The following is a 9,610-nucleotide window of genomic DNA, read 5'->3' as shown; positions in this document are numbered from 1 at the left end:
CCACAATAAGAAGAGAAGCCTGAAAAGGCTTTTTCTTTTTGCAGAAAATGCACAAATATTCTGACTCTTTCCTAGTGGAAGTGTTATAATGGAGTGAAGAGGGTTAGATGGTTTTGGAATGAGATAAGTCCAATTCATCAGCCTCAATGCCTTATAAGACTAATTATCGTATAAGAATGCGTTAGTGAAAAGGTAGGTAATATTATGGAATTCAAAGTGAAAGATGGTCAAATCATCTATTATCGTGATCTCGGTAAAGGCTTTCCAATTGTTTTTTTGCATGGCAATAATTTGTCAGGGAATTACTTTGGTAAGCAAGGAATTCTGTATCGAGACTATCGTTTAATTTTCATTGATAGTCGTAATCACGGCAGGTCCAGTCGTCAGAGTGTCAAGATGACCTTTGAACAGATGGCTGCCGATTTGGAGGAAATTTTGCAATATTTGAATATTAAGAAGGCCTTATTTGTCGGTCATAGTGACGGTGCTAATTTGGCTATGGTTTATGCTAGTCGTTATCCTGACCGGATTGCAGGGCTCTTGCTTAATGCGGGAAATATGACCTTTAATGGGTTGACGAGACGCTCAAGATTCGCGGTCTATATACAATATCTTTGCTTAAAAGCCTTGTCACCATTTTCATCTAAAATGGATATCATGGCTCAGGTAACGGGTCTGATGCTTCATGACTTGCCACTAGATAGGGAACGTCTACATCAGGCTGCCTATCCTGTTTGGGTAGTTATGGGGCAAAGGGATGTTATCAGTATTAGGCATTCTAGAGAGATTTCAGAACTCTTTCCTATTCATAAGCTCTATGTCCAACGTCGAGAAGGACATCGTCTAGCTCAACGTAAATATAAGGTCTTTAATCAAATGATTCGTGAACTTGTGAGAATTAGTCGAAAAGAGGTGGTGGCATGAAGCGTCTTTTAGAGAGACTTCAACCTTTAAAAGCGGCCGTTAAATCCATCTTCTTTATCTCGATTACGGTTCTTGTCGTCATAGAATTGGTTCGTCTAAAACGGACCATCACTTTAGAGTCACTGGAGTCAGCTCTGTCCGGTTTGTCTATTTGGCATCTTGTTTTGATGGCTGTCATCGGACTAGTCGCTGTCTCCCCCATGCTCTTTTATGACATCATACTGAATAAGGAGCTAGAAACGGATTATTCCAAATCCTATATCTTAGAAACAAGTTGGGCTGTCAATACCATTAATAACTTGGCTGGTTTTGCTGGTTTGGTCGATGTGGGTCTGCGATATTCCTTTTATTCTGAGGATGGGCAGGAAAAGACAGGTGTTAAGGCACTTTCTCGTTTATTGCCTTATTTTATGTCGGGTCTATCCCTTTTAAGTGGTTTGGTATTCGCTGTCTTTTGGTTCTTCCCTCTAAGTCCAGACTTAAGAAAATATTGGTTACTCTTATTGGGTATTTTCCTTTATCTGCCTTTTATTTTCTTTGTTTCTAGTCGTGAAAAGTTAACTTATTTTGGTCAAGTACCGTTGAAAACGAGGCTAAGTCTTCTTTTAGCTTCGACAGCTGAATGGGGAACGGCCCTAGGGAGCTTTGTCAGTGTGGCTTATTTAATGGGCTTACATGTTCCACTTTATAATCTGGTTCCACTTTATTTCCTAGCGGTTATTATTGGTATCTTCTCTATGATTCCGGGTGGTATTGGTAGTTTCGATTTGATTGTGATTACCGGTCTGACCTCTATGGGGGTTAGCAATGCTCTTGCGGTTAGTCTGCTCTTGCTCTTTCGTTTAACCTACTACGTTATTCCCTTCATGCTTGGTGTTGTCTTCTTTTTCAAACACATGGGAGGACGTATCAACGAGAAATACTTCAAACTTTCTTCACGAGTATTTGGTGGAAGTCTCCACCGTTTTCTCGTCTATTTGCTACGTTTTTTAGGGATTTTCTTGATTTTGTCTGCCCTAATCCCTGAACGCTTGGCTAATGTCTACTTTATTAGCCGTTTTGATCCTATTCAGGAGCAGTTGATTTGGCAATTCCCAAGTATCCTATTTGGTACCCTATTCATTTTCATGGCTCGTCTCATTAGACGTCGGGTTAAGGGTGCTTTTGTTGCCTCCTTGATAACCTTTGTCTTGGCCTTAATTTATGTCAATCTCAATGGTATTTCTTGGGCTATGTCTTTCCTAATTGTACTCTCTTTGGTGCTTATGTTGGTCATCAGAAAGAGGTTGTATCATCGTTACTTTGTTTATAGTTGGGAAGACAAAACAAAGGATTTCCTTTTCCTAGCCTTTACTATTCTGGTTCTTCTTGTTCTGGGTGGCAGCGGTTTTTGGTCTCATTTATTGCCACCTAAGAACCGGGATGTTCTTGGACATTTTGTTCATATTTGGTTTGATATTTTACTGGCATCAGTTATCATTGCAACCATTGTTTGGGGAGTCTTGAGAATTTTGGCACCCCGCAGGCCTTTTGGTCAAAGCATGGATGATGAGCGCTTTACAGCTCTCCTTGAGAAATACGGAGGTGCATCAGAAAGTGCCTTGGCTTATTTACATGATAAACGCCTCTTTTGGTATCGTGTTGATGGACAAGACCAGGTAGTTTTCCAATTTGCACAAACCAGCAATAAGTGTGTGGTTATGGGAAATCCAATTGGTAATGAAAACTATTACCGTCCAGCTTGGGAATCTTTCTTGAAGACTTTATCGGATTGGAATTTACAAGCCTTGTTTTATGAGGCAGACGAGAGTATTACCCTGATGCTTCATGATTATGGCTTTGATTTTATGAAATTTGGGGAAAACGCCATGGTTGATTTGACGACATTCTCTGTCGATGGTAAGCATGGTAAGAAGTTCCGTAAACCAACCAATCGTGTCGAAAAAGCAGGTTTTCAGTTTAAGTTACTTCAACCTCCATTTTCAGAGACTCAGATGCAAGAAATGAAGGCTGTCTCAGATATTTGGCTTAACGGCCGTAAGGAGAAGGGGTTCTCTCTTGGTTTCTTTGATGAAGCCTATCTGCAGCAAGCACCGATTGCTATTGTGGAGAGTGAGGAAGGAGAAATTGTAGCCTTTGCTAATATCATGCCAACCAAAAACAAACGGGTGGCGACGATTGACCTTATGCGTTATGATTTTGAAAAGGCACCTGAAGGTATCATGGATTACCTCTTTGTCAAACTCTTCCAGTATTTCCAAGCAGAAGGAAAGCAGTACTTCGATATGGGAATGGCTCCACTCGCGAATGTGGGTACTGAAGAAGATAGTTTTTTGGAAGAGAAGGTTGCCAATTTGGTCTATGTCTTTGCGCAGCGTTTTTACTCTTTTAGTGGGCTCCAACGTTATAAGGAGAAGTTCTCTCCAATTTGGTCTCCCAAATACATTGTTTATCCTAAACGTACTTGGCTCTTGTTTGATATGATTGCCATTCTAAGGATTGATAATCGAAAAATTGAAGACAGATTGAAGAAAAGACGACTTTGGAAATAGATATGAAAAAATAGCGAAACCCTTAGGGTTTCGCTATTTTGCTATGTCATAGAATTATTTTTCAAATTCTACTTTTGATTTAGTATCTGCGTATTCTTCAGCGACTTCGCTTGAAAGAATGTCATTGTAACTTGGCAATTTAATGTCTTGGCCATATTTGTTACGAAGGGCAGTAGTGACCAAACGGTAGGCCAGGTTGGCGTTACGAGAAAGAATTGGTCCATGGAAGTAGCTACCATAAACATTTTTATAGTGGACACCCTCAGAACCGTCTTCCTTGTTATTACCATTACCGTAGACCACTTTTCCAAGTGGTTTTTCATCATCAGAGAGGAAGGTACGCCCTTGGTGATTCTCAAAGCCATAGTAAGTTTCATCGAACTCTTCGTTATGGATCTTGATGTCACCAATATAACGATTATTTTCTTGATTAAGGGTGTAGTGGCCCATAACACCGATACCATCAATGCGGACACCATTAGCTTGGATGTAATATTGACCAAGAAGTTGGAAACCACCACAGATGGCAAGAATTACTTTGTTATCTTGGATGAATTGACCAATAGCTTCACGCTTAGTTGGGAGGTCTTTAGCAACGATGGATTGTTCGTAGTCTTGACCACCTCCAAAGAAGACCATGTCGTAGTGGTCCTTGTCGAAGTCATCACCAACTGAAACGATGTCGAAGGTCATCTTAGCACCAAGTTTTTCACCCACGTATTTGATCATAAGAACATTTCCGTTGTCACCGTAGGTATTGAGTAGATTACCATAAAGGTGGGCAACATTTAGGTCATAGGTGTAGTCACGATTTTCTGGAGATTTGAGTGAAGTATAAGTCATTAGTTCATCTCCTTTCCGACAGCATGACGTTGAGCAAGAATATCACGGAATTCAAGCATGGCAGTGTAGGTCGCTAAGATATAGGCATGATCGCAATCTTGTTTTTCAATCAAGGCCATAATATCTTCAAGTTTTTCTGCTTGCGTAATCTTTTCTTCTGGATAGCCGGTTACACGAAGACGGCGGGCGATTTCAGAATGGCGAACACCACCAGCGTTAATCTCAGGGATATCCATCTCGATAATGCTTTCAAAGTTGGCATCCCAAATCCAGCTAGTATCAATACCATCAGCATAATTGGCGTTAAGAAGGACTGACAAGCTAAACGGATAATCTGCAAGTTTAATCATATCGAGAGCTTGGCTGGCTCCTACTGGATTCTTAATTAGTACGAGAGTACATGATTTGTCACCAATCTTAAAGGTTTCTTGGCGACCAAAGACAGCACGACTCTTATCAAAACCAGCTTTGATTTGCTCTGGAGCCACTCCGAAGAATTCAGCGACAGAGACTGCAGCAAGGGCATTGTAGATGTTATAAAGACCACCGACATTAATCTTGTAATCTTGTCCATCAATGACAAATTCAGAAGTAGTGTTAGTGATTTTAGTCAACTCTGTTAGCTTATAGTCTAATTCTGGACGGTGAAAGTCACAGTTGAGGCATACATAGTCACCCAAATTAGCATAAGTATTGAGGCGATACTGAAGAATGCTCTCACATTTAGGGCAGACAATTCCTTCGGTATTATAATGTGCCAGCTCTGGAGCGTGTTTTTCAGTGTCAAAACCATAGAAGCGTACAGGATTGACCACTTCTTTAGAATTAAAGAGAGGACTGTCCCCATTGGCCAAAATAGTGGCCTCAGGTGCCTTAGCAGCACCATCTAAAATCATCTGATAAGTGGTATAGATTTCACCATAGCGGTCCATTTGGTCACGGAAAATATTTGTGAAGACAAAAAGACTTGGAGTGATGTATTCAGTGATTTTTGGAAGGCTAGCCTCGTCAATTTCCAAGACAGCGATTTTCTTACCAGACTTGGCTTTTTTAGCTGTTAGGAAAGTAGAAGTGATTCCTGTGATCATGTTGGCTCCACTAGGGTTGGTCACAATCTCACCAAAAGCTTCTTTAAGAATTCCTACTGTTAAAGCTGTTGTCAGAGTCTTACCATTGGTTCCAGTGACAACGACAATCTCGTAATCCTTGGCTAAAGTGTCTAAAATATCTTTGTCAAATTTAAGGGCGATTTTTCCAGGCAGGGTTGAGCCACGTCCCAATTTTGAAAGGACGAAATGGCTAGCTTTACCCGCCAGAATTCCCATGGTAGTTTTCATAGTCATGAATTTATTTTATCACAAAAAGTAGTGATTGTAGTCTCAAAATAGTTAGAATTCGTGGTATAATAGAAACTGTTTAAAAATTAAAAGAAAGTGTGATATGTATGGGAATACTTTCGTCCATTGATATTGATTTTTGGCGGTCACTCTTTGATAGTCCGCTGAAAGTTATCGTCAATAGTTTGGACATATTGATTGTTGCTTTTTTAATTTATCGCTTTATTAGGGCCCTACGAGGGACAAAAATTATGACCCTTGTTCAAGGGGTTGTCTTATTTATTTTAGTCAAACTGATTTCTGATTTTATAGGCTTCACGACGATTTCTTATTTGATGAATCAGGTTATCAACTATGGGGCCATTGCGGCGGTTGTAATCTTTGCGCCAGAGCTTCGTTCTGCACTTGAAACCTTTGGACGGACACCTCAGCATTTTTTGCAAAATAAAGAGGTTAGCTCAGACGAGAAGTTGGTTCAAGCCTACGTTAAAGCTGTTAAGTACATGAGTCCTCGTAAGATTGGGGCGCTGGTTTCTATTGAACAGACTCAGACCTTACAAGAGCAGATTGCGACTGGAATTCCACTTGATGCGGTGGTGACTGGGGAACTTTTAATTAATATATTCATCCCAAATACACCGCTTCATGATGGGGCAGTTATCATCAGAGATAACAAGGTTGCGACGGCTTGTTCTTATCTGCCATTGACGGAATCTAATAAGATTTCCAAAGAGTTTGGGACTAGACATAGGGCTGCCATTGGTCTTTCAGAACAGACAGATGCACTGACCTTTGTTGTGTCTGAGGAAACTGGTGCGATTTCAATTGCGTACAAGGGAAATTTCATCCATGATCTCTCTGTTCAAGAATTTGAACAAGAGTTGAGTCTTATCTTGTTGAAAGAACAAGAACCACGTCAGTCATTCTTCCAACGTTGGATGGGAGGTAGCAAAAAATGAAGCGTTTCGTAAATTTCTTTAAAGACGATCGTTTATGGCAGATGCTAGTTGCTCTCTTCTTTGCTGTGGTACTCTTTTTCACGGCATGGTCGGGAAATACGCAAAATAAAAACAATAGCTCAAGTGCATCTAATACCTTTACACAAACCGTTGAATCGGTTCCTGTGGATATTAAATATGATAGTGATAAGTACTTTATCAGTGGTTATTCCTATGATGCCGAAGTCTATTTGACAGCGACAACACAGCTGGCTTTAACGACTGAGACAAGTAGTGATACGCGTCACTTTAAATTAGTTGCTGATTTGTCGAATCTGGGTCAAGGAACCAGTCGAGTACCTATTCAGGTTAAGGATCTTCCAGCTGGAATGTCTGCGCAAGTATCGCCATCAACCTTGACGGCGACTATTGGTAAAAAAGCCAGCAAGACCTTTGACGTCGTAGCTAACATCACATCAGATAAGTTAGCAAATGGCTATGAAGTAAAAAAAGTTAGCCTGGATGCAACCAAGGTAGAGGTGACGTCGAGTGAAGATATCATTAACCAGATTGATCATGTTCAAGCAGTATTGGAAGGTGATTCCAACCTGTCTGAAGATTATGATGGGAACTTGGTCCTTCAAGCAGTTTCGACAAATGGAACAGTCCTAGCAAGTTCAATCTCACCAGCTAAGGTGCATGCCAAGATTAGTTTGCGAAAATTAAGCAAATCTGTTCCTGTCAAGGTCGAACTGACTGGAGATAAGGCTAGCAATGTGTCTAGTATCAGCTACAGCTTTAATCGTGGGCATGTGACTATTGTTGGTAGCCAAGAAGCTATAGATAAGATTGATAGCATCACAGTTCCTGTGGACATTAGCCAAGTGACTAAGGACACATCAAAAACAATAGACCTTAAGGCAGAAGGTGTTACGGTTCAGCCTGGCACTGTTAAGGTTAACTTAAAAGTTACGCAAAAATAGGGGAGTTACATTTTTCCTAAATTCATGTATAATGGATGGGATTGAGAGGGACTAATCTCATAAAAATGTAACCAATTAAAAATGTTTAAAATCAAGGGTTGAAAATATTGGCGAAATTTTATAAAGTTAGATTATCTAGATAGATTTCACTAGATTGACTCTTGCTAAACAGCATCACAGTTTAAGGAGGATTTAGTGCTTAAGCACTAATATTAAAATTATGGGTAAATATTTTGGAACAGACGGTGTTCGTGGAGAAGCAAACGTTGAACTTACGCCTGAATTGGCCTTTAAATTAGGTCGTTTTGGTGGTTATGTGCTTAGCCAACACGAGACTGGCCGTCCTAAAGTTTTTGTGGCACGTGATACACGTATCTCTGGTGAGATGTTGGAATCTGCCTTAGTAGCAGGTTTGCTCTCAGTGGGTATTGAAGTCTACAAACTTGGAGTACTTGCAACACCTGGCGTCTCATATTTGGTTCGCACAGAAAATGCAAGTGCCGGTGTTATGATTTCAGCCAGCCATAATCCAGCTCTTGATAATGGTATCAAGTTCTTTGGTGGTGATGGCTTTAAATTGGATGATGCGCGTGAAGCGGAAATTGAAGCCCTTCTCGATGCTTCAGAAGATACACTTCCACGCCCTTCAGCTGAAGGACTTGGAACACTTGTGGATTATCCAGAAGGTCTTCGTAAATACGAAAAATTCTTGGTAGCTACAGGTGTTGACCTTGGTGGCATGAAGGTTGCCTTGGATGCGGCTAATGGTGCGGCTGCGGTATCTGCACGTAACATTTTCCTTGATTTAAACGCAGAAATCGCTGTAATTGGTGACCAACCTGATGGCCTTAACATCAATGCTGGTGTTGGTTCGACACACCCAGAGCAGTTGCAAGCCTTGGTTAAAGAAACTGGCTCAGCTATCGGTCTTGCCTTTGATGGTGATAGTGACCGTCTCATCGCTGTTGATGAAAATGGTGATATTGTTGATGGTGACAAGGTGATGTACATCATCGGTAAACATTTGTCACAAAAAGGCGAGTTGGCTAAAAATACCATTGTGACAACAGTTATGTCAAACCTTGGTTTCCACAAGGCACTTGACCGTGAAGGCATTAACAAGGCAGTGACTGCTGTTGGTGACCGTTATGTTGTCGAAGAAATGCGTAAAAACGACTACAACCTCGGTGGTGAACAGTCTGGACACGTTATTATCATGGATTACAACACAACTGGTGATGGTCAATTGACAGCAATCCAATTGACTAAAGTCATGGTTGAAACAGGTAAGAGCTTGTCTGAATTGGCTTCAGAAGTGACTATCTATCCACAAAAATTGGTTAATATCCGTGTGGAAAATAGTATGAAAGATAAGGCTATGGAAGTTCCTGCAATTGCGGCTATCATTGAAAAAATGGAAGCTGAGATGGCTGGAAATGGCCGTATCTTGGTTCGTCCAAGTGGTACAGAACCTCTCCTTCGTGTTATGGCAGAAGCACCAACAGATGATGAAGTGAACTATTACGTTGATACGATTGCTGATGTTGTTCGTGCAGAAATTGGATTGGACTAAGTATGATAGCTAAACTGAGAGCCTTCATGGCTACCGAAGTTTTCAAGTACCTTTTCTTTGGGGTTTTGGCAACTTTGGTCTATATGGTCAGTCGTACTTTGATTTTTCAGTTTACCCAACAAGGAACACTTTCAGCAGTCTTAGCAAATGCGATTGCCATTATCTTTGCCTTTTTTACAAATGACATGTTTGTCTTCAATCAGGAAAAGACAGGTATGGTCACGCGCTTTGTTAAGTTCGTGGGAGCCCGCCTCTTGACCTTGGTCTTAGATTTGGCTCTGGCCTATTTCTTGGTTGATACCTATCCAGAAATTATTGGTCAATTTGTTGGTCATAGTCATGCTTGGGTAAATGGTATCGAGAGTTTATTCTCTCAGGTCCTTATCATTGTATTGAACTACATTATTTCTAAATTCTTCGTCTTTACAGGCGAGAAAGTATAAACAAAAAGGAAGTTGTT

General features: G+C 40.7%; 8 protein-coding genes. 6 read left to right on the top strand and 2 right to left on the bottom strand.

The features are described 5' to 3' along the window. Window positions 1–204 precede the first annotated feature (204 nt). Together HMPREF1519_RS01915 and mprF are read left to right on the top strand one after the other, a co-directional pair. Window positions 205–924: an alpha/beta fold hydrolase gene (locus HMPREF1519_RS01915; protein ID WP_022495803.1), complete on the top strand. Its 720-nt coding sequence runs from the start codon at window positions 205–207 to the stop codon at window positions 922–924. Continuing rightward, a complete protein-coding gene (mprF, locus tag HMPREF1519_RS01910) occupies window positions 921–3,476 on the top strand; it encodes a bifunctional lysylphosphatidylglycerol flippase/synthetase MprF (protein WP_037611000.1) in 2,556 nt (851 codons plus the stop codon). The genes HMPREF1519_RS01915 and mprF overlap by 4 nt, the downstream gene beginning before the upstream one ends. A 54-nt stretch (window positions 3,477–3,530) precedes the next feature. Here the strand turns inward: mprF and gatD are convergent, their stop codons facing one another. Beyond that, complete coding sequence (gene gatD / locus HMPREF1519_RS01905; protein ID WP_022495801.1) at window positions 3,531–4,319, bottom strand: lipid II isoglutaminyl synthase subunit GatD; 789 nt, start codon at window positions 4,317–4,319, stop codon at window positions 3,531–3,533. Next, on the bottom strand, window positions 4,319–5,662 hold the full coding sequence (gene murT / locus HMPREF1519_RS01900; protein WP_014634270.1) for a lipid II isoglutaminyl synthase subunit MurT: 1,344 nt from the start codon (window positions 5,660–5,662) through the stop codon (window positions 4,319–4,321). The genes gatD and murT overlap by 1 nt, the downstream gene beginning before the upstream one ends. 101 nt (window positions 5,663–5,763) lie before the next feature. On the opposite strand from murT, the gene cdaA reads away from it, so the two are divergent. From cdaA to HMPREF1519_RS01880, 4 genes are all read left to right on the top strand, one after another. Continuing rightward, on the top strand, window positions 5,764–6,615 hold the full coding sequence (cdaA, locus tag HMPREF1519_RS01895) for a diadenylate cyclase CdaA (protein ID WP_037600527.1): 852 nt from the start codon (window positions 5,764–5,766) through the stop codon (window positions 6,613–6,615). Then, the gene (locus HMPREF1519_RS01890) at window positions 6,612–7,577 is read left to right on the top strand and encodes a CdaR family protein (protein ID WP_037610998.1); all 966 of its coding nucleotides are present in this window, start codon (window positions 6,612–6,614) and stop codon (window positions 7,575–7,577) included. Before cdaA ends, HMPREF1519_RS01890 begins: the two co-directional genes overlap by 4 nt. Window positions 7,578–7,797: 220 nt before the next feature. Next, complete coding sequence (gene glmM / locus HMPREF1519_RS01885; RefSeq protein WP_037610996.1) at window positions 7,798–9,150, top strand: phosphoglucosamine mutase; 1,353 nt, start codon at window positions 7,798–7,800, stop codon at window positions 9,148–9,150. 2 nt (window positions 9,151–9,152) lie between these two features. Further along, window positions 9,153–9,593 (top strand): GtrA family protein, encoded by a 441-nt coding sequence (locus HMPREF1519_RS01880; RefSeq protein WP_013990768.1) that lies wholly within the window; start codon window positions 9,153–9,155, stop codon window positions 9,591–9,593. Window positions 9,594–9,610: the final 17 nt, after the last annotated feature.

Source organism: Streptococcus sp. SR4, assembly GCF_000517725.1.
Classification (GTDB): domain Bacteria; phylum Bacillota; class Bacilli; order Lactobacillales; family Streptococcaceae; genus Streptococcus; species Streptococcus salivarius_F.
Note: the sequence above shows the minus strand (reverse complement) of the source record. Positions and strands in the feature narration are given on the sequence as shown.